13 protein-coding genes and 1 tRNA gene are annotated in these 20,472 nt (G+C 67.8%); 12 read left to right on the top strand and 2 right to left on the bottom strand.

Annotation, left to right across the window (positions count from 1 at the left end; genetic code table 11):
* Positions 1–27 precede the first annotated feature (27 nt).
* Positions 28–1,023: a hypothetical protein gene (locus tag EAO27_RS12880; RefSeq protein ID WP_242770331.1), complete on the top strand. Its 996-nt coding sequence runs from the start codon at positions 28–30 to the stop codon at positions 1,021–1,023.
* Positions 1,024–1,088: 65 nt separating this feature from the next.
* Positions 1,089–2,495 carry an amino acid permease gene (locus EAO27_RS12875; RefSeq protein WP_242770329.1) on the top strand — a complete coding sequence of 469 codons (1,407 nt, stop codon included), beginning with the start codon at positions 1,089–1,091 and terminating at the stop codon, positions 2,493–2,495.
* A 76-nt stretch (positions 2,496–2,571) separates the two neighbouring features.
* Here the strand turns inward: EAO27_RS12875 and EAO27_RS12870 are convergent, their stop codons facing one another.
* Positions 2,572–3,582: a serine hydrolase domain-containing protein gene (locus EAO27_RS12870; protein WP_242770327.1), complete on the bottom strand. Its 1,011-nt coding sequence runs from the start codon at positions 3,580–3,582 to the stop codon at positions 2,572–2,574.
* A 130-nt stretch (positions 3,583–3,712) separates the two neighbouring features.
* On the opposite strand from EAO27_RS12870, the gene EAO27_RS12865 reads away from it, so the two are divergent.
* The 4 genes from EAO27_RS12865 (at position 3,713) to EAO27_RS12850 (ending at position 9,440) form a co-directional block, all read left to right on the top strand.
* Positions 3,713–4,456 carry a GntR family transcriptional regulator gene (locus EAO27_RS12865; RefSeq protein ID WP_242770325.1) on the top strand — a complete coding sequence of 248 codons (744 nt, stop codon included), beginning with the start codon at positions 3,713–3,715 and terminating at the stop codon, positions 4,454–4,456.
* Positions 4,453–5,775 carry a hypothetical protein gene (locus EAO27_RS12860; RefSeq protein ID WP_242770323.1) on the top strand — a complete coding sequence of 441 codons (1,323 nt, stop codon included), beginning with the start codon at positions 4,453–4,455 and terminating at the stop codon, positions 5,773–5,775. Before EAO27_RS12865 ends, EAO27_RS12860 begins: the two co-directional genes overlap by 4 nt.
* Before the next feature lie 97 nt (positions 5,776–5,872).
* A complete protein-coding gene (locus EAO27_RS12855; RefSeq protein ID WP_242770321.1) occupies positions 5,873–8,140 on the top strand; it encodes a TonB-dependent receptor in 2,268 nt (755 codons plus the stop codon).
* A gap of 64 nt (positions 8,141–8,204) precedes the next feature.
* Positions 8,205–9,440 (top strand): serine hydrolase domain-containing protein, encoded by a 1,236-nt coding sequence (locus tag EAO27_RS12850; RefSeq protein WP_242770320.1) that lies wholly within the window; start codon positions 8,205–8,207, stop codon positions 9,438–9,440.
* Positions 9,441–9,672: 232 nt separating this feature from the next.
* Here EAO27_RS12850 and EAO27_RS12845 read toward each other — a convergent pair.
* Positions 9,673–9,759 (bottom strand) — tRNA-Leu (locus tag EAO27_RS12845).
* A gap of 318 nt (positions 9,760–10,077) precedes the next feature.
* Here EAO27_RS12845 and EAO27_RS12840 point away from each other — a divergent pair.
* The 6 genes from EAO27_RS12840 (at position 10,078) to gspF (ending at position 20,472) form a co-directional block, all read left to right on the top strand.
* Entirely contained in the window at positions 10,078–11,640 is a 1,563-nt protein-coding gene (locus tag EAO27_RS12840; RefSeq protein WP_242770317.1) for a hypothetical protein, read from the top strand.
* Positions 11,641–11,728: 88 nt separating this feature from the next.
* Positions 11,729–14,419 carry a TonB-dependent receptor gene (locus tag EAO27_RS12835; protein ID WP_242770314.1) on the top strand — a complete coding sequence of 897 codons (2,691 nt, stop codon included), beginning with the start codon at positions 11,729–11,731 and terminating at the stop codon, positions 14,417–14,419.
* A gap of 288 nt (positions 14,420–14,707) precedes the next feature.
* Positions 14,708–15,565, top strand: a complete 858-nt coding sequence (locus tag EAO27_RS12830; RefSeq protein WP_242770312.1) for a type II secretion system protein N — start codon at positions 14,708–14,710, stop codon at positions 15,563–15,565.
* Between the two features lie 5 nt (positions 15,566–15,570).
* Positions 15,571–17,775, top strand: a complete 2,205-nt coding sequence (gspD, locus tag EAO27_RS12825) for a type II secretion system secretin GspD (protein ID WP_242770310.1) — start codon at positions 15,571–15,573, stop codon at positions 17,773–17,775.
* Positions 17,772–19,265 (top strand): ATPase, T2SS/T4P/T4SS family, encoded by a 1,494-nt coding sequence (locus tag EAO27_RS12820; protein ID WP_242770307.1) that lies wholly within the window; start codon positions 17,772–17,774, stop codon positions 19,263–19,265. The genes gspD and EAO27_RS12820 overlap by 4 nt, the downstream gene beginning before the upstream one ends.
* Positions 19,258–20,472: a type II secretion system inner membrane protein GspF gene (gene gspF / locus EAO27_RS12815; protein ID WP_242770305.1), complete on the top strand. Its 1,215-nt coding sequence runs from the start codon at positions 19,258–19,260 to the stop codon at positions 20,470–20,472. The genes EAO27_RS12820 and gspF overlap by 8 nt, the downstream gene beginning before the upstream one ends.

The following is a 20,472-nucleotide window of genomic DNA, read 5'->3' as shown; positions in this document are numbered from 1 at the left end:
GACACGGAATTTGTTCGGAGAGGATCTATGATGAAATCCAGCCATTTGAAATTGCTTGCGTCGGCCGGCCTGCTGCTGGTCGCCGCGCCGCTCCCCGCTGCGGCGCAGGACGGCAGCTTCCAGGGCACCTCGCTGCTCGGCCAACCGATGTATACGGCGCCCTCGCGCAACGCGAATGTCGCCGCGACCGAGACGCTCGAGCGCGCGGCGCGCGACGCCAAGGCCGCGTTCGACGCGAACATGACCGTCGACAGCGCGACCTGGTACGGCCGTATCCTCTTCTATCAGGGCTATACGAAGGAATCGGCGGCGGTTTACGATCAGGCGCTCAAGCGCTTCCCCAATTCGGGCAAGCTGCTCCGCCACCGCGCGCATCGCCATTTCTCGCTGCGCGAATTCGACAAGTCGATCGAACTGGGGCTGAAGGCGGCAAAGCTCTACGAGAACCAGCCGCTCGAGCGCGAAAAGCCGGGTCCCGACTATTTCAGGGGCGACCCCGATGTCGTGCAATATTATCTCTATTACCACCTCGGCCAGGCCTATTTCGGCAAGCATGATTTCGAAAATGCCGCGAAATGGTTCGCCAAATCGGCGGAATCGGCGGCCTTCACGCACGATGTCGAGGCGCGCACCGCGAACACCTATTGGGAATATCTGTCGCTGGCGCGCGCGGGCAAGCTGCGCGAGGCGCAAAAGCTGCTCGATGCTTATGACCTGACGCTGTTCGAAGTGCATCCGAAGGGCGGATCGGATACCTATTTCGACGGCATCCAGCTGTTCAAGGGCAACCGCGCCGCCGACAGCTTCTTCAGCGACAAGGACAGCGGCCGGGCTTTCGCAACCGCCGACGGCGTCGCGGCATCGACCGCATACAGCCTGGCCAACTATTATATCCTCAGCGGCGAGCCCGAAAAGGCGAAGCCCTGGCTGCAGCGCTCGATCAACGTCGACAGCTGGAGCTTCTTCGCGCGCATCCAGGCCGAAGCCGACTGGGTGCTGCTGTTCCCGAACGAAAAGCCGTGAACTGACGCGACCGGGCAGGCGGCGGACCCGAACGATCGGGCCGCGAATTTGGGGAGAGATGCACCGTGAACAATTGGACCCGCCGCAAACCCGTGGTGGCAGCGCAAGGGCGCAGCGCCGACGCGCTGCCGCCCAGCCTGTCGTGGCCGCAGCTCATGGCGCTCGGTGTCGGCGCGATCATCGGGACGGGAATCCTGACGCTGATCGGCGTCGGCGTCGACCGGGCGGGTCCGGCGGTGCTGATCTCCTTCGCGATCGCCGGCGTGGTGTGCGCCTGCGCCGCGCTCGCCTACGCCGAACTCTCGTCGATGATGCCCGCCGCGGGCAGCGCCTACAGCTACTCCTATGCGGGGATCGGCGAAGCCTTCGCGTGGGTGGTCGGGTGGAGCCTGATCCTCGAATATTCGCTCGTGGTCTCGACCGTCGCGGTGGGCTGGTCGGGCTATGCGTCGCCGCTCCTGATGGGGATCGGTTTCCCCGAAGCGCTGACGCGCGGGCCCGAACTCGGCGGGCTGATCAACCTGCCCGCGATCGCGATCATCGCCGTGGTCGCCGGCCTGCTGCTGCTTGGAACGCGCGAAAGCGCGCGGATCAATTCGGTGCTGGTGGTGGTAAAGATCGTCACGCTGCTGCTCTTCGTCGGCTACAGCCTGCCCTATTTCGACGCGGCGAATTTCGACCCCTTCATGCCCTATGGCTATGCGGCGCATGTCGATGGCGACGGGGTGCAGCGCGGGGTGATGGCCGCGGCGGCGATCATCTTCTTCGCTTTCTACGGCTTCGACGCGATTTCGACCGCGGCAGAGGAGACCAGGCGCCCGGCGCGCGACCTGCCGATCGCGATCATCGGGTCGATGGCGGTGTGCACGCTCATCTACATGCTCGTTGCCGCGACCGCGGTCGGCGCGCTGCCGTTCGCGCGCTTCGCCGACAGCCCCGAGCCGCTCGCGCTGATCCTGCGCTCGATCGGGCAGGGCGGCATCGCACAGGTCGTCGCGACCACCGCGGTCGTCGCGCTGCCGACCGTGCTGCTCGCCTTCCTCTACGGGCAAAGCCGCATCTTCCTCGCGATGGCGCGCGACGGTTTCCTGCCGCAGCGGCTCGCGCACATCTCGCGGCGCGGTACTCCGACGCGGATCACGCTGCTGACCGCGGTGATCGTCGCGGTGCTCGCGGGGCTGCTGCCGATCGGCAAGGTCGCCGCGCTCGCCAACGCCGGGACGCTGATCGCCTTCATGGCGGTCGGGCTTTGCCTGCTCGTGCTGCGCCGCCGCGCTCCCGACGCGCCGCGCCCGTTCCGTGTCCGCGCGGTGTGGCTGGTCGGCCTCGGCACGATCGGCGGCTGCCTGTATCTCTTCTTCAGCCTGCCGGTCGAAACGTTGCTGTGGTGCCTCGTCTGGAACGCGATCGGCCTCCTGCTCTACGCCGGCTACGGGCAGCGGCGGAGCCGGCTGGCCGACACCCGGGCCTGACCGCGGAGCAGCGTGGTGCGGCGATCGACTGCCGCGCGATCCGCCGGTGTAGACCGGGTTCTCGCGCCGCGCTGCCCTATTGCGCGAGCAGCGTCGACAGAAAGCGCTTGTCCGACCATTCGTCCTCGCGGCCGGCGAGCATCGCGGCGACGTCGAGGCGGGCCTGGCGGACGATGGTCAGTCGCAGCGACGGGATGACGTAGAGGCGCTGGTCGCCGGCACCCGCCGCGACGACCAGGTCGGCGGGCAGCCCGGCGGGGTCGATGATGTCGGTCGACCGGGTGACGGGATCGTCCGATGCGGTCGCCCGCGGGAGCCACCAGGTGAGGCCGTAGGCCGGATTGGCTTCGCTGCCCCGGAACAGCGCGGCAAAGGTGGTTTCGTCGACCAGCGGTTTGCCGCCCGACCGGCCGCCGAGGCGCACGAACTCGCCGATCTTTGCCCATTCGGTCGCCGCAAGCGCTAGCCCCTGCGGCATCAGCGGATGGCCGTCGGGCCCGTTCCTCCACCCGCCGACCCTGACGCCGAGCGGGGTCAGCAGCCGCCGTTCGAGATAGCGGCGCGGGTCGGGGGCCTGCCCCGCGGCGGCGAGCTTGCGGCGCATCACCTCGCCGAAGATCTGCAGGGGCGTCGGGCCATACTGGAATTTGGCGCCGGGCTTTGCGGTGAGCGCAATGTCGAGCGACGCCGCATAGCCCTGCGGACGGCCGACCGCCGAGGGCTGGCCGCTGGTCATCGCGAGCAGCTGGCGCAGCGTGATCGCAGCCTTTTCGGGGTCGCCGCGCCATTCGGTGATCGTCGCCGCCGCCGACTCGTCGAGCGTCAGCAGCCCGTCCTGCACCGCCGCCGCCGCCATCAGCCCGACGAGGCTCTTGGTCCCCGACCAGAGCTCGTGCGGCGTGGCCGTGTCCTCTGTCTCGCAGACCGCCTCGCCGTCGCGCAGGACGAGCAGCGCGAGCCCCCTGTTCGCGTTCGAATAGGCGATCGCCGCGGCGCAGCCGGGGATCGTCTCGCTCGCCGTGGCCGACGCGGGCAGGGGGATCGTCGCCGCAGCGGCGGCAAGCACAAGGAGGTGGCGTGCGATCATCTTCCGCTCCCGGGATTCGCTGACTTGTCTTCGCAAATATTATCGATAATAAACGTCGTTGCAATCGAAGATTGTCCCGCTCGTCACCCGGGCTAGGATGGGACGCCCGGATGGGGAGCAGGCAAGGCATATGGCGGCGATGACGAGCGACGAGGACAATGCGCCGACGCAGGACCGCGTGATCGCGCGGCTGCTGATCGACGATATCGTCGCGTGGCGGATCCCGCCGGGGTCGTGGCTGCGCGAACGCGAGATCGCCGCGCGCTTCGGGGTGAGCCATGCCCCGGTCCGCGAGGCGTTCCGCCATGTCGCGAGCCTCGGCCTGATCAAGGTCGTGCCCTGGCGCGGCGCCTTTGCGATCGACGTCGACGATCACGGGGCCGACGAGATCTACGAATTGTGGAAGGCGCTGTTCGGGGTCGTCTGCCGGCTCGCCTGCACCGCGATGAGCGATCGCGACGGGCGCGAACTGATGCACCGGCTCGTCGAATATAAGGATGTGACCGAACGGACGACCAATTCGGCCGAGCATCTCCGCGTTTCGAACCGCATCGGGCGCTTCATCGCCAAACGGTCGAACGCACCGCTGGCGCTCGAGCTGCTCGACCGGCTCGCGCTGCTCGCCCGCTGGCAGCATAATGTCTATACCGACGAATTCGTCGCCGCGCATGGCGAGGGCGAGGTCGGGCGCCGTTCGGCGGTGCTCTACGAACAGCTCTGCCGCCATATCGTGGCGCGCGAACCCGACGACGCCGACCGCGTCGCGCGCGATCTGATCGCGACCTCGCAGCAGAATTTCGCCGAGGCGCTGGCCGACTACAAGGCGCGGCGGGTCAGGCCGAAGCCCGGGCGCCGCCGCGCCAAGGCGACATGACGCGCGGCCCGACCGGCCGGCGCAGCCTGCTGAAGGCGGGGCTCGCGGCGCCGCTCGCGCTTCAGGCTGGCGCGGCGGTGCCCGCCGCCGCCCGGTCCGCGGACATGGCGATGTTCGAACCCGAACGCCTCCTTGCCGATGTCAAAGCCTATGCCGGTGCCGGGAACAAGCGCTCGGGCGGGCCCGGCGACCGCTGGACCGCCGACTGGACGGCGAAGCGCCTCGAGCGGGCCGGCTTCGCGGTCGAGCGCCAGCGTTTCGAGGCGCCCTGGTTCGACGCCAGCGCCTGCCATCTCCGGATCGGCGATCTCCGCGTCGAGCTGGTCGCGCAGCCGCTCGCCGTGCCGACCGCGCTGGGCGGACTGGCCGCGCCGCTCCGGCTTGCCGAGCTTCCGGGGCGTCTCGATGGCGCCATCGCGCTCGTTCGCCTGCCGCACCGGCGCTGGTCCAGCCTCCTCGACCGCACGGTGCGGGCCGCGCTGGCCGACGCGATCGAGCGGGGGGCGGCGGCCGTCATTCTCGTGACGATGGGCCCGACCGGCGAAGCGCTGCTGCTGAACGTTCCCGCCGATCGCCCGGCATCGGCGCGGCCGCTCGCGCTGCTCGCGCCGCGCCTTGCGGCGCCGGTCGTCGAGGCCGCCCGCCACGGCCGCGAGGCGCGCCTCATTCTGGCGGGCGAGGGCGGTACGCGCCCGGCGGAAAATGTGATCGGGCGGATTCTGCGTCCGGGGCAGCGATGGATCGTCGTGTCGACCCCGCGATCGGGGTGGACCGACTGCGCCGGCGAACGGGGGCCCGGGATTGCGATCTGGCTCGCGCTCGCCGGCTGGATGTCGCGCGCCTTTCGGCGGCACAGCCTGCTGTTCGTGTCCAACAGCGGGCACGAATATGAAAATCTCGGCGCGTCGCATCTCGTCGAGGCGTTCGGTCCTCCGCCGGCCGAGACCGATTTCTGGCTGCATCTCGGGGCCAATGCCGCGACGCGCGACTGGCACGAGATTCCAGGGCAATTGCTGCCGCTGCCGAGCGCCGATTCCAATCGTTTCCTCATGCTCTCACCCGATCTCGTCGCGCGCGCGCGGGAGATTTTCAGGGGGCAGCCGGGAATCGAAATGGCGTATCCCTCGGGCGAGGGAACGGCGGGCGAGCTCACCGAGATCGTCAGGGCCGGCTATCCGCGCCATGCCGGGATTTTCGGCGCGCATCGTCACCACCATGCCGCAACCGACGATTTTTCGACCGTCGCGGCCGAGCCGCTCGCCGCTACGGCGCGCGGCTTTCGTGACCTCCTTCTCCACGCGGTTCCTGCTCACCGCTGATCGCTGAAAGGCGTCTCCGGCGCTTTCCGGCTTGACTCGCGTCGCTTGATGCACAAAATTATCGATAATAATAGCACAATACATCTGGGAGGGATTCATGGAGCGCAAGGCGCATCTTCTGTTCTGCACGGTTGCGGTCTGGTCCGCGACGGCGGCTTCGGCCTTCGCGCAGGAGGCGGCGGCCGACGCACCTCGCTCCGAATCGTCGGCCGACACGGTCGTCGCCGACACCGGCGACACCGGCGACGACGGCGCGATCGTCGTCACCGCCCGGCGCCGCGAAGAGCGGCTCGCCGATATTCCGACCGCGGCGTCGGTGATCGACGGGGCGGCGCTCGCCGATCGCGGCGGCGCGACGGGCAGCGGCGAACTGCTCGCCGACCAGCCGAGCGTCCGCTTCAACAACCTCAGTTCCTCGATCACGTCCGAAATCTCGATCCGCGCGTCCTCGACCGCGCGTGCGACCAACGGCGATCCGAGCGTCGGCCTCTATCGGGGCGGCGCCTATATCGCGGGCGGCCCGGTCGGCGGGCGCAACTTCACCCGCCTCGACCTGCTCGACATCGGCCGCGTCGAGGTGCTGCGCGGTACGCAGGGCGCGCTCTATGGCCGGAACGCGGTCGGCGGGGCGATCAACATCATCTCGGCCGAACCCGAATTCGACCTCTCGGGCTGGGGCAGCGCGCGCTACGCGTTCGAAACCGACGCGCTGCAATTGCAGGGTGCGGTCAACGTCCCGCTCGGTGACGGGATCGCGATGCGGCTCAGCGGCGATCTGGTCGAACAGGACAAGGGCTTCTTCTACAACCCCGACAACGACGTCTATTTCGATCGGCAAAAGGGGCACGGCCTGCGCGGCCAGATCCGCGTGAAGCGCGGGCCGGTCGATGCGATCGTCATGGCCGAAACGCAGCGGCTGACCACGCCCGCGATCCATTACCAGATCTTCATTCCCGCCGGCACGCCGGGCTTCCCGGGCGGCTATGTCCAGGACCGCTTCAACTATCCGTGGAACACCGCGCCGCGCGCGTCGCAGGACATCGACGGGTTGCAGGCGATCGTGCGCGTCGACCTCGGCGGTGCCGACCTCAGCTCGACAACCTCGTACCGCAGGCGGCACAGCGAATATGATCTCGACAATGACGCGGTCAGTCCGGCCGAACTGGCGCGCGCGCGCGCCGCGGGCCAGGTCGGCGCTCTGACCCCGATCGATCCGAACAGCGCCTCCTATGTCGTCGACACCACCGACAATTTCTCGCAGGACATCCATGTCGCCGGCAGGTCTGACCGGCTGACCTGGCTCGTCGGCGCCGACATGCTCCTGCTCGACAGCGATTTTTCGGTCACGACGACGCGCACCCCGACCCCCGCCAATCCCTCGCCCGGCAACATCGCCCCCGCGCGGCTCCATTTCGAAAGCTATGCCGCGTACGGCTCGCTCGGTTTCGATATCAGCGACAGCCTCAACCTGACCGGCGAGTTGCGCTACACGCACGACAGCCGCAGCATCACCGCGCGCCTTTATGATCTGGGAACGGGGCTGCCGACCGGCGGACCGTCGCGGATCATCGACGACAGCATCACTGCCGACAATCTCTCCTACAATGCGACGCTGTCGTACAAGCTCGCTTCGGGCATCCTCGCCTATGCCAAGGTCGGCAGCAGCTATCGCGCCGGCGGCTTTAACACGCGCCTTTCCGATCCGCGCGCGCCGAACCCGGTCGAGGTGCTCTTCGGCAACGAGAACAGCACGTCGTACGAGCTTGGCATCAAGGGCAGCCCGATGCGCCGCGGCTATTTCGCGATCGCGGGCTATTATACCGATCTCGAGGATCTGATCGCGCAGGTCGACGACGGCTGCGCGCTGACCAACCCGACCTGCCCGGTCGCGGCGGTCAGCTACCTGACCAATGCCGGCGATGCGAAAAGCTGGGGGATCGAGGCCGAATATAGCCAGGGCTTCGATCTCGGACCCGGCAGTGGACGGCTCGCGTTCAGCGGATCGCGGCAGGGCGGCCAGGTCCGGAGCGGTCGCTACGACGGGCTCGACCTCGCGCAGGTTCCCGACTGGCTCGCGTCGGCCAATCTCAATCTTCGCTATCCGGTCGCGAACGAGGTGACGCTGACGAGCAATATTCTCGTGAGCGGGCAATGGGGCGGCAAACAGGAACTGACCGCGACCTCGGTCGACCTCGACGACTATGTTCTCGTCAATCTTCGCGTCGGGGTCGAGTTCGGCAAGGTCGGCATCAGCGTCTTCGCCAACAACCTGTTCGACAAGATTTATTATGTCGCACAGGCGCCGACGATCAATCGCTACAGCCAGCCGCGCGTGATCGGCGTCGAAGGACGCATGTCCTTCTGACCCGCCGGCCGCGCGGCGCGGCCCCTCCTTTTCGAAACGGTGCAACGAAGACGGGAGAGCAGAGATGGCTGAACGAAAGATATTGGCGTGGCTCGCGGCCGGTGTCGCGGTGGTCGGGGCAGGGGCGTTCGCCGCGCAAACGCGCATGGCGGGTCCGGACGGCGGCGACGCGCCTCCGATGGTACAGCTACCCCCGCTGGCGGTGCCTTCGTCCAGGACCGCGTCGCCGGCCGTGGTTCCGTCGGCCTTGACCGGCCTGACGACCACCGCCGGCGGCTATACCTATGACTGGACGGCACTTCAGGCCGCGATCGACGCCGACAGCGAGGTCGCCAACGGCTATTTCATCGTCGGCAACGCGACAGACCCCGACTATTTGTTCGCATATGAAAAGGGCAGTTTCGGGATCGACCGTGTCACCCCGCTTGCCTCGGCGTCCAAATGGTTCGCCGGAGTGCTGGCGATGCGGATGGTGCAGGCCGGCATCGTGACGCTCGACGATCCGATGCGGCCATCGCTGGCCTTCTGGACGACGAGCGGGACAAAGAAGGACGTCAAGCTCAAGCATGCGCTGTCGATGACCTCGGGGTTCAACGGAAGCCCGCTCGTCGGCGGCTGCCAGCTGACGCCGGCACTGGTCCTCTATAATTGCGCCAAGAATATTCACGACCTGCGCTACGACATCCTGCGTCCCGGCAATGCGCCCGGCGCGCAATACAGCTATGGGCCGCATGCGATGCAGGTTGCGGGCGCCTATCTGGAGGCGAAGGACAGCAGCATCCAGCCGGGAACATCGCCCGCTCGCGAGCGCACGTTCCACGAACTGTTCGCCCAGCATGTGACGACCCCGCTCGGAATGGCCAGCACGACCTGGTACGATCCCGCGGGCAGCGCGCCGACCAATCCATGGGTCGCGGGGGGCGCCTATTCGACGCCGCGCGACTATGCGAAACTGTTGCGCGCGCTGCTCGGCGGGGCCTTCGTCACCGACATGGCGGGCTTCACCCAGCAACGGACGGCGGGGCTGCCGCGCATCTTCGTTCCGTCGGGCGCGACGGGTTGGGAATATGCGCTGGGATCGTTCGTCGAATGCGACACGGTTGCGGCTTGCGCGACGTCAAAGGTCAATTCGTCGCCGGGGGCGTATGGCTGGGTCGGATGGATCGACCGCGACACCGGCTATTACGGTCTCATCGCAACCGAGATATCGAGCGGCGGCGACCGCAAGGGGGTCGAGCTCGAACAGGAGATGCAGGGGCTGATCGAAGCCGCCATTGCGAGCCGAACCCCGATACCCTGAAGGTAGCGGACCGAATGGGGACGTCGTCCCCGCTTCCCGCCGCATGAGGCCGCAGGCGGACGCGTCCGCCCGCGGTCCGTGCGGCGGCTTTTCCAGGCTGCGCCTGCGAACCGGGTCGGTACGGCCTCCCCGTGCATCGGCGGAGGGCGGCTTGCGCGCGCGAACAATGCTCCCCTCAAGGGGAAGAGATATCTGTCCAATTTTCTGAAAAGACGCCATATTCTGGCGATGATGGTGCGGTCGAGAAGACTCGAACTTCCACGGCCTTTCGGCCACAACGACCTCAACGTTGCGCGTCTACCAGTTCCGCCACGACCGCACATCATGATGGTCCGGACGGGCCGGCACCAGGTAGGAGCGGGCGCCTAGCAAAGCTTTCCGGGTGATGCAAGCGGGCTGTGGCGCATTTATTTTTCCCGACGCGAAGTCGCGGCCGCGCGCGCCGCGGCGCCTGTCACCGAAACGACTCCAAACCGTCACCGCACTGTCATCGCTCTGGCGTCAGACCGTCACCGAATCACCCTAGTGGCGGCGGCATCGGGGGTGTGGAGGGATTCCTCCTTCGCACCCGCCGGTGATTTTCAGCAGGGGCGCCGCTCGACCTTTTGGGGGCGCACAGCGGACAACGGAGAATTTCATGGCGGCTTTCGCGCGCGTTCGTTTGGTCATGCTCAGCGGCGTGGCCTGTTCCATTCTCGCGGCGTGCGGTGCCGATGGCGTCGCCTCGCCGGGCGAGGGCGTCATCGTGATTCCGACGCCGACCCCGACCCCGACCCCCACGCCGACCCCCACGCCGACCCCGACCGGCGTCACCCCCGCCGCCAACTGCCCGTCGATCACCGGCGCGGTCCAGCTCACTGATCTTGGCACGATCAGCGGCCCGCAGGGCACGTGGCGCAATTGTGGCTTCCCCGCGCGCTTCACGGCCTCGACCGCGATCCCCAAGGTCGCGGGTGTCATCTACTCGCTTCCCGGCCGCGTCGACGTCGGCACCGACCAGGGTGCGGCGAGCACCAACACCGACGTCACGCTGACGATCGATCCGGGCGTTACCATCTTCGGCGCGACGGGCGTCTCCTACCTCGTCGTCAACCGCGGTAACCGCATCGACGCGGTCGGCACCCCGACCCAGCCGATCGTCTTCACCGGTCGCGGCAACGTCGTCGCCACCCCCGACGACAATGCGTCGCAGATGTGGGGCGGGGTCGTCCTGCTCGGCCGCGCGCCGGTCACCGACTGCCTCGCGCCCGCCGCGACGCCGGGCACCGTGGCGTGCGAACGCGATACCGAGGGCACGTCGAACGCGCTCTACGGCGGCGCGCAGCCGGCCGACAATTCGGGCCGCATGTCCTACGTCCAGATCCGCTATTCGGGCTTTGTCCTCAGCGCCGACAAGGAACTGCAGGGGCTGACCCCGTCGGGCACCGGTTCGGGCACCACGATCGAGAATATCCACGTCCACAACAGCTCGGACGACGGCATCGAAGTGTTCGGCGGCCGCGTCAACATGCGCAACATCGCGATCACCGGCGCCGAGGATGACAGCCTCGACACCGACGTCGGCTACAAGGGCAACATCCAGTATCTGCTCGCGGTCCAGCGCGCCGGCGGCGGCGTCGGCGATTCGATCATCGAGGCCGATTCGAACGGCAACGAGGACGCGGTTCCGCGCCAGAATGTCGCGATCTCGAACTTCACCTTCGTCCAGCGCGCCAACGGCGCGGGCAATGCCGCGGCGGTGCTGATCCGCGGCGGCGCCGACTATCGCCTGATGAACGGCATCTTCGTCTCGCCGGGCGTGTCGTGCCTCCGCCTCAACTCGGCGACGACGGTGCAGACCACGGGCGCCGACGAGGCGGGGCCGCCGAAGTTCGACTCGGTCGTGATGCAGTGCGGCGGCACGGGGCCCTTCACCGGCTCGGGCGGCGTGACCAACGACGCGGTCGCGGCGATCTTCAACGCCGGCACCAACAACAGCTCGACCTTCACGCCGTCGCTGACGGGCGTCTATGTCAACGGTGCGAGCGAGACCGGCCGCGCGGTGTTCAACCCGACGAGCATCAGCAGCTTCTTCGCGGTCCCGACCTATATCGGCGCGGTCCGCGACGCGAGCGACACCCGCTTCCAGGGCTGGACCTGCAACAGCGCGACCGCGAGCTTCGGTTCGTCGAGCGGCGCCTGCAACGCGATCCCGGTCTGACGCGCCTTCGCGCCCGAACAGGAGCGGGGCGCGCCACGAGGGTGCGTCCCGCTCCGCTTATCATCGAATAACAGGGGTTTTTACGGCCATGACCAACAGGTCGCTTTTCGCCAGCATGCTGCTCCTCTCATCGGCGATGGTCTCGCCCGCCGCACTGGCACAGGACGCCGCGCCCGCGGGGGCGGCCGCCGAAACGCCGCCGGCCGCCGACGCGGCGACGCCGGCGGAGGACGAGGCCGACGTCTCGATCCCCGGCGGCGCGAACCAGGAGATCGTCGTCACCGGCCGCTACACCCCCAATGTCGTCCGCGCGACGCCCGAGGTCGTCTCGGTGCTGTCCTCGGCCGATATCGCGCGCACCGGCGAGGGCGACATCTCGGGCTCGCTCCAGCGCGTCACCGGCCTGTCGGTGGTCGGCGGCGGTTTCGTCTATGTCCGCGGGCTCGGCGACCGCTATTCGCTCGCGCTGCTCAACGGGTCGCCGCTGCCCAGCCCCGAACCGCTCAAGCGCGTCGTCCCGCTCGACATCTTTCCGTCGAACGTGATCGATTCGACGCTCGTCCAGAAAAGCTATTCGGCGAACTTCCCCGGCGAATTCGGCGGCGGGGTGATCAACCTCACCACCAAATCGACCCCGCGCGAGAATTTCCTGACCGTCTCGGGCGGCATCGGCTGGGACAGCGAGACGACGAACGAGCTCGGCTACACCTATTATGGCGGCGACGCCGACTGGACCGGTTTCGACGACGGCACGCGCGACGTGCCCGACCTGCTCAAATCGGCCTTCGCCAGCGGCAAGCCGATCATCGACGGCGCCGATTTCAGCCGCCAGGACCTGCAGGCGATGGCGATGCAGCTCGTCAACGCGCCGACCGCGCTGCTCCAGCAGAACAACCATATCCCGGTCAACTGGTCGGCGGGGCTCACCGGCGGGCTGACGATCCCGATGTCCGACGGCGAACTCGGCATCATCGCGACCGCCGGGATCAGCAACAAGTGGCGCACGCGCGACACGCTGCAACAGACCTCGGTCGAGGCCGACCTGTCGGGCGATCCGCAGACGAGCTACAACCGCGTCGTCACCGACAACCGCGTCGTCGTCAACGGCCTGCTCGGCTTCGGGCTCGAACTCGGCGAGCACAAGCTGCGCTGGACCAACCTTTATATCCGCGACACGCTCAAGCAGGCGCGGCTCGCGCTCGGCACCGACGCGAACCAGGTCGGCCGCGACATCATGAAGCAGGACACCGCCTGGTACGAACGCCAGCTGATCAACACCCAGTTCGTCGGCGAATTCCATTTCGACCGGTTCAAGCTCGACCTGCGCGGCGGCTACGCCAATTCGCAGCGCGAAGCGCCATACGAACGCAGCTTCACCTATGTCCGCACCAACCTGCCCACCGCGCAGGACCCGGTCGGCGACAAGTTCGTCAACGATCTTGGCGGCAACCGCGGCGACGCGACGATCGCCTTTTCGGACCTGAATGAGGATCTGTGGTCGGGCGGTGTCGACCTGTCGTACGAAATCGCGCCGCAAATCAGCGCGACGGTCGGCTACGCCTACAGCGACACGCACCGCGTGTCCGAACGCCGCGCCTTCCAGTTCCGCGCGTCGAACCTGCCGGTCGCGGTGCAGCAATTGCGCCCCGACTATCTGCTCTCCGACGCGACGATCCAGCTCTACGACATCACGCTGCTCGAAACCTCGGCGCAGGACGGGACGGCGGCCTTCGACGCCAAGCTCCGCACGCACGCGGGTTATGCTCAGCTCCAGGCCGAACTGACCCCGGGGGTCAACATCAACGCGGGCGTGCGTTACGAGGACGCCCGCCAGGCGGTGTCGCCGATCGACCTGTTCAATTCGGGCGCGTCGTCGATCGTCCCGACCAACCTTGCCAACGACTATTGGCTGCCCGCGGTGACGCTGACCTGGGAAGTCGCGCCCGACATGCAGCTGCGGCTCAGCGGGTCGAAGACGATCGCGCGCCCGCAGTTCCGCGAACTCGTGGCGCAGGTGTACCAGGACCCCGAATCGAACCGCCTGTTCCGCGGCAACCCGTCGCTGACCGACAGCGAATTGTGGAATGCCGAAGCGCGTTACGAATGGTATTTCGGACGCGACCAGCGCTTCACCGTCGCGGGCTTCTACAAATCGATCGACAAGCCGATCGAGGCCTATACCTCGATCTCGGATTCGTCGGTGAACACCAGCTATGCCAACGCGCCCAAGGCGAAGCTCTACGGCGCCGAGTTCGAGCTGCAGAAATATGTTCCGCTCGACACGCTGTCGGATGCGCCCTTCTGGCAGAGCCGCCGCCTCGTGCTGATCGGAAACTATACCTGGACCCGGTCCGACATTTCGGTCGGCGACGGCGACACGACGGTGATCAACGGCATCGTCCAGGATGCCGCGAACTTCTTCACCGACGGCACGCCGCTCACCGGCCAGTCGGACCATCTGGTCAACGTCCAGATCGGACTCGAGGATCAGGACAAATTGTCGCAGCAGACGCTGCTCCTGACCTATGCCAGCCCGCGCGTCACCAGCCGTGGTCCGTCGGGGCAGCCCGACCTGATGGAAAAGCCCGGAATCCAGCTCGACTTCGTCGCGCGCCAGGGGCTGACGCTGTTCAAGAAGGAAATCGAGCTCAAGTTCGAGGCGCGCAACCTGACCGGGCGCACCTACAAGGAAGTGCAGGAATCGGGCGACAACCGCATCTTCTTCAACCGTTACAAGCTCGGTCGCAGTTTTTCGCTGAGCGCGTCGCTGAAATTCTGATGAAAAATCCTCCCTGCCGCAAGGCGGCGGGGAGGGGGACCACGCCCGAAGGGCGTGGTGGAGGGGCGTCGACGCTGCGTCCATGCCCCTCCGTCGGCCCCGCGGGTTGCCGCTCCCCCCGTGGCCTGGGCACGCGAAGGCCCCATGCGGCGAGCCGCCGCACCCCGGACTCGCCCCTCTGACAAAAAACTGTAATCTTCCCGTCAACTGATTGTCACCGATCGCGCCTAGGCGATTCGCGAGACGCAATTTCAGTCGGGGGTTTGGGCAGATTTCATGGCGACGCTGATGTCCGGATCGGCCGTTCGGTTGCCGCGTGCGCTGCCGGCATGGCTGCGCCCGCGCCGCAAATCGCCGCGCGCGCTCGCGCCGCTCCTCCTTGCCGGACTGCTCGGCTTCCTTCTCGTCTGGCAGGCGGTGCGCCTCGTCTGGGCGCTGATCGTGCCGCTGTCGCCGCTCGGCGCGTGGCAACCGCAGGCGGCGGTGATCGCCTCGCCCGCCGAACGCCGCGCGCTCTTCGCCAGCTTCGACCCTTTTTTCCGTACCGGGGGACAGGGCGCCGCGAACGCCACCGTCACCGCGCTCGGCCTGACGCTCTACGGCATCAACCTCAACGAGGCGACCGGCGGCGGTTCGGCGATCATCGCTGGCGAGGACGGGGTGCAGTCGAGCTATGCCGTCGGCGACGAGATCGCGCCGGGGGTCAAGCTTGCCGGCGTCGCCTTCGACCATGTGCTGCTCGATCGCGGCGGTGCGCGCGAAAGCCTGTTCCTCGACCAGAGCGGCGAGGCCGCGGTCGCCGCGCCCGCGACCCCGTTGCCCGCGCCGACCCCCGAAGTGGGGGCTGCCCCGGCGACCGGCGGCGAACTTTCGCCCGCCGCGCTCAAGGCGGGCGTCGGCTTCGCGCCGCGTACCGAGGACGGGCGCGTTACCGGCGTCACCGTCCAGTCGCAGGGCGACGGGGCGGCCTTCCGCGCCGCGGGCCTGCGCCCCGGCGACGTGATCCGCGGCGTCAACGGCCGGCCGATCGGCTCGGCGGGCGACGCCGCCGCGCTCGCGGGTCAGCTGACTCCCGGCGCGCGCCTCTCGCTCGAGGTCGAACGCGGCGCCAGCGTCGTTCCCATCGCCATATTTGTCTCGAAGTAGAGTTTATGCGTCTCAAACTGTCCCTGATGCTTGCCGCCGCACTGGTTTCGGCCGCGCCCCTCCCGGCGTCCGCGCAATATACGCTTAACGTCCGCGACGCCGATATCCGCGCCTTCATCCAGGATGCGGCGCGGATCACCGGGCGCACCTTCGTCATCGACGGGCGCGTCAATGGCAAGGTGTCGGTGGTCACCGATCGGCCGCTGTCGCGCAGCGAATATTTCGAGATTTTCCTCGCCACGCTGCGCTCGAACGGCCTCGTCGCGGTCCCCGGCCCGAACGGCGCCTATCGCATCCAGCCGATCGACGGCGCGGCGGCGCAGCCCGGCCGCATCGGCGGCAGCGGCGCGGCGCAGAACCAGTTCGTGACCGAGATTATCCGCCTGCGCCACATCGACGCGGTCGCGGCGGTCGAAACGCTGCGCCCGCTGGTCAGTCCGCAGGGTTCGCTGACCGCGAACCGCAACGCCAACAGCCTTGTGGTCGCCGACTTCGCCGACAATATCCGCCGCATCCGCGCGCTCGCGGGCAGCATCGACCGCGACACGACCACCAGCCAGATCGTCACGCTCAAAAATGCCGGCGCGCGCGAAATCGCCGCCGCGCTCCAGGCGCTCGTGCCTGCGGCGGGCGAGGGCGCGCAGTCGCCCGTCGCGATCGTGCCGATCGACAGCAGCAACGCGATCGCGCTGCGCGGCGACCAGGCGCTCGTCGCGCGCTTCGTCGTGATGGCGAACGACCTCGACGCCAAGGCGGCGGGTGGCACCGAACTCCGCGTCTACTGGCTCCAGCACGCCAATGCCGAAACCCTGTTGCCGACGATCCAGCAACTCGTCGGCGGGGGCAGCGATCCCGCGCAAAAGGCCGGCTTGCCGCCGGCTTCCTCGTCATCGACCCCGTCGGGCGGCAGCACGTCGGCGGCCCCTGTCTCGGCTGCTGCGCCCGCCCCGGCCGCGGTCGGCGGCGCGGGCGGCAGCATCGCGACGCGCGGCCCCGCGATCGTCACCCGCTACGAGGGCGCGAACGCGATCATCGTCGCCGCCAACAGCGAAGTGCAGCGGATGCTCGGCGAACTGATCCGCCAGCTCGACAGCCGCCGCGAACAGGTTCTGGTCGAGGCGATCGTGGTCGAAATCGGCGACGATGCCGCGAAACAGCTGGGCGTCCAGTTCCTGCTCGGCGGCAAGAATATTCCCTTTGTCGCGACCAGCTACACCAATGCCCAGCCCAACATTCTGACGATCGGCGGCGCCATCGCCGCGAACCAGCTGTCGCAGCAGACGACGACGGTCAACGGCACCACCACGGTGACGCAGACGACAAGCTCGCTCGGCAACAGCCTCCAGGAAGCCGCCGCGGCGTCGCTCCTGTCGGCGACCGGCGGCTTCGCGGGCTTCGCCGGGGATATCGGCAAGAACACCGTGTTCGGCGCGATCATCAACGCGGTGCGCTCCGACACCACGTCGAACCTGCTCGCGACGCCGCATATCGTGACGCTCGACAATCAGGCGGCGAAATTCCTCGTCGGACAGGAAGTCCCGATCACGACGGGCGAGGCGCTCAGCGATAATTTCGACAATGCCTTCCGCACCGTCCAGCGCGAGGAGGTCGGCATCAAGCTCGAGGTCACGCCGCAGGTCAACGGCGCGGGCGAGGTCAAGCTGTTCCTCCGTCAGGAAGTGTCGAGCGTCGCGGGCCCCGTCTCGTCGCGCAACAGCGACCTCATCCTCAACAAGCGGGCCTTCGAAACCGTGCTGACCGTCGACGACGGCGAGATTCTCGCGATCGGCGGACTGCTCAACGACGATGAGCGGCGGACGCTCCAGCGCGTGCCGCTGCTCAGCGACATTCCCTTGCTCGGCGAACTGTTCAAATCGCGCAGCCGGACGCGTGCCAAGACCAATTTGATGGTCTTCATCCGGCCGACGATCCTGCGCAACCGCGAGGACAATGCCGCGCTGACCGCGCGCCGCTACGGCTATATCCGCGACACCCAGCTGCGCCGGAACCCCGACGATGAACCCGCGATCGACACGCTCGTCCGCGACTATATGGGCGCGACCCCGCCGTCGCCGCCGCAGCCCACCGACATCACCGTCGGGCCGGTCAACCTCCCCGCGCTGCGCAGCGAGGGCGGGACGATCTCGACCACCGACGTTCCCCCCTCGATTTCGGAGGCGCCCGCGCCCCCGCCCGGAGAGTTTCCGTGACCGATCCCGAACCGATCGCCGCTCCCCCGGCGCCGGTCGATATCCCCTACGGCTTTGCCCGCACCCACGGCGTGGTCATCGCGCCGGGGGAGGATGGTGTGTGGCGGGCGACGCTGCGCGGGGGCAGCGATCCCGCGGTGCTGATCGAGGTGAAGCGCTATCTCGCGGCGCCGCTCACCGTCACTACCGCCGATAGTGCCGATTTCGACCGGCTGCTCTCGGACCATTATGCCGTCGATGCGTCGGCCGCGGCGATGGCGGGATCGCTCGACGGCGGCGATCTGGATTTCAGCCTGCCCAGCGCCGAGGACCTCCTCGACAGCGCCGACGACGCACCCGCGATCCGGCTGATCAACGCGATCATCGCCGAAGCGGTGCGGCAGGGCGTCAGCGACATCCACATCGAACCTTATGAAAGCGGGCTAGTCGTCCGCATGCGCACCGACGGCGTGCTGCGCGAACATCTGCGCATGCCGCCGCACGTCGCCCCCGTTGTCGTCAGCCGCATCAAGGTGATGGCGCGCCTCGACATCGCCGAACGCCGCGTGCCGCAGGACGGGCGCATCGGCCTGACGCTCGCGGGCAAGGCGGTCGACGTCCGCGTCTCGACGCTGCCGAGCCGCGCCGGCGAACGCGTCGTGATGCGCATCCTCGACAAGGACAGCGCCGGGATCGACTTCGACATCCTCGGCCTGACCGGCGCCGCGGACCAGATCCTGCGCGAGGCGCTTGCCGAACCCAACGGGATCATCCTCGTCACCGGTCCGACCGGCTCGGGCAAGACGACGTCGCTCTACGCCGCGCTCAAGCAGTTGAACGACGGCCAGCGCAATATCCTCACCGTCGAGGATCCGGTCGAATATGCCGTCGACGGCATCGGCCAGACGCAGGTGAATGCCAAGGTTGGGCTCGATTTTGCCGCCGGTTTGCGCGCAATCCTGCGTCAGGACCCCGACGTCGTGATGGTCGGCGAAATCCGCGACCGCGAAACCGCCGACATCGCGGTGCAGGCGTCGCTCACCGGTCACCTCGTGCTGTCGACGGTGCACACCAACGATGCGGTGGGCGCGATCACCCGACTCAAGGATTTGAAAGTCGAGCCTTTTCTTCTGGCATCGACGCTGCGCGCGGTGATCGCGCAGCGCCTCGTCCGCAAGCTCTGCGACCAGTGTCGCGAGCCGGTCCAGGCCGACAACAGCATCGCCGCGATGCTCGGCCTCGACATCGGCACCGTCGTCTGGCGCGCCAAAGGCTGCAACGATTGCACCGGCACCGGCTTCAAGGGCCGCGTCGGAGTATTCGAGGCGATCAAGGTCGACGAGACCGTGCGTCGCTATATCTACAATGGCGGCGACGAGGCGATGATCGCAAAACACGCTTTCCTCAAATCGCCGACGCTCGCCTCGGCGGCGCGGACGATGGTGGCAAAGGGGCTGACCACCGCCGAGGAAGCGATCCGCATCGCGCGGCGCGAGGATGTCGATGCCTGATTATCGCTATGTGGCGATCGATCCGCAGGGCCGCGAGCGCAAGGGACGGCTGACTGCCGTCAACGACGATGCGGCGTGGGCCGACCTTGTCGCCCGCAGGTTCCACATCGTTGCGGTCGAGGCGGCGGGGGCGAAGCCTGCGGGCCGTTCGCTGCTCGCCTTTCGCCGGACTCGATTGAGCAGCAAGGACCTCGCGCTCTTCACCCGCCAGCTCGCGACACTTGCGGAGGTCGCGCCGCTCGAAGAAGCGCTGCGCACGCTGACGCGCCAGAGCGAGGCCGAAAGCGCGCGCGCGGTGATCGGCGACATCCATGCCGGCCTGCTCGAGGGGCGACGCCTCGGCGATGCAATGGCCCGCCAACCGCACAGTTTCCCGCCGCTCTACCGTGCGATGGTCGCCGCCGGCGAGACGACGGGCAGTCTGACAGTGATCCTCGCGCGGCTCGCCGACCTGCTTGAGCGCCAGGCCGAGGTGCGCGGCAAGCTGATCGCCGCGCTTGCCTATCCGATCGTGCTGGCAGTGGTCGCGATCGGCGTCGTCGCGGCGCTGATGATCTTTGTCGTGCCGCGCGTCGTCGAGCAGTTCACCGACACCGGGCAGCAATTGCCCTTTCTGACCCGCGCGGTGATCGCCGTCTCGAACTTCGCGGCGAACTGGTGGTGGCTGATCGCCTTGCTGCTCGCAGCGAGCATTTTCGGCTGGGTCGCGGCGATGCGCCGTCCAGTATTCAAGGCGCGCGTCGATGCGCGGCTGCTGCGCCTGCCCGTGCTCGGGCGGCTGCTACGCGATCTCTACGCCGCGCGTTTCGCGCGTACGCTGTCGACGATGGTGTCCAGCCGGTTGCCACTGGTCGAGGGGCTGCGCCTGACGGTGCCGACGATCCGCAACGCGGCGCTTGCCGGCGCCACCGCGGCGATCGTCGACCAGGTGCGCGCGGGGGGCAGCCTGTCGGCCGCCTTGCGCGATGCCGGAGTCTTTCCGCCGCTGCTGGTCTACATGACCGCGAGCGGCGAGAGCGCAGGGCGCCTCGAGCAGATGCTCGAACGCGCTGCCGACTATCTCGAGCGCGAGTTCGACCGTTTTACCGCCGCCTCGATGGCGCTTCTCGAACCTGTCATAATTGTCGTTATGGGGTCGTGCGTCGCCCTCATCATCCTTGCCATCCTGCTGCCGATCCTCCAGTTGCAGAACCTAGCCGGACTTTGA

It is taken from the genome of Sphingopyxis sp. YF1 (assembly GCF_022701295.1).
Taxonomy (GTDB): Bacteria; Pseudomonadota; Alphaproteobacteria; order Sphingomonadales; family Sphingomonadaceae; genus Sphingopyxis.
The sequence above is the reverse complement of the archived record's forward strand: the minus strand, read 5'-3'. Positions and strand labels throughout refer to the sequence as shown.